This window comes from Psychrobacter sp. 1U2, assembly GCF_051847575.1.
The window spans coordinates 1-995 of record NZ_JBPYDC010000537.1 but is presented as its reverse complement, the minus strand read 5'-3'; the positions used below and the strand labels follow the sequence as shown (position 1 = coordinate 995).

General features: G+C 44.9%; 1 protein-coding gene. It reads right to left on the bottom strand.

From position 1 onward, the window contains the following. A partial coding sequence (locus tag ACS8FD_RS17115; protein ID WP_439276728.1) for a peptidoglycan glycosyltransferase FtsW occupies positions 1-995 on the bottom strand: 995 nt, incomplete at both ends.

The following is a 995-nucleotide window of genomic DNA, read 5'->3' as shown; positions in this document are numbered from 1 at the left end:
ACTCTCTTTGTAGATCTTGAGGAGCAACGCAACCATCACCAAACTAATCAACATCGATGACCCACCATAACTAAAGAACGGCATCGTCAACCCTTTGGTCGGCATCGCTCCCATATTCATAGCAGCATTAATAATCGTTTGTGCAATAAAAATAATGCCAATACCAAAAGCGGTATAGCTCATACGCATTTGCCGACGTTTTAGGGCATTGTAGCTGATACGCATCGCACTACCGATGATAAGTGCTTCTAATATCAGGATCATAGTCACGCCAACAAAGCCAAGCTCTTCACCAGTGATGGCCAACAAAAAATCTGTATGTGCCTCAGGTAAATGTGATAGTTTTTGGACGCTTTCACCATAACCCACACCGGTAAACTGTCCTCGACCAAAGGCGATTAAGCTGCGTGCCAATTGATAGTCTGTATCTTGAATATCATCAAAGGGATCTAAAAACGACAACACCCTTGTCAGGCGATACTGAACCATAGTGACTGCCAGTACGCCAAGTACACCTACGACAGCCCCTAGCGCGACAAACTGCTTGTAGGGAGCCCCAGCTATATAAAATATGGCAAATACTGTACCGACAATGACCACCAATGAGCCAAAATCAGGCTGCAATAACAGTAAAAAAGTCAGCAGGCCGATCACTAAAGAGATGCGTAAAAACCCATCCCAACCATTACGGACTTCAAACGAGCGTCGCACTACAAAGTCCGCAACGAAGACGATGACCACAAGTTTCGCTAACTCTGCGACCTGAAAGTTAATCACACCCAAGTTTAGCCAGCGTTTTGAACCATTAATGGGCGTACCAAATAGTGTCGCTATCAAGAGCACACCAGTCACACCCAGCAATATAAACTGTGTCTCAGTCTGGTAGAGCGTTTTTAGTGGTACAAAGTAGTATGGTATCGCTGCAGCGATTAGCCCGATGCCCATGTATAACAGCTGATGTTCAAAAAAATACAGCTCACTCATGCCGCGACTTA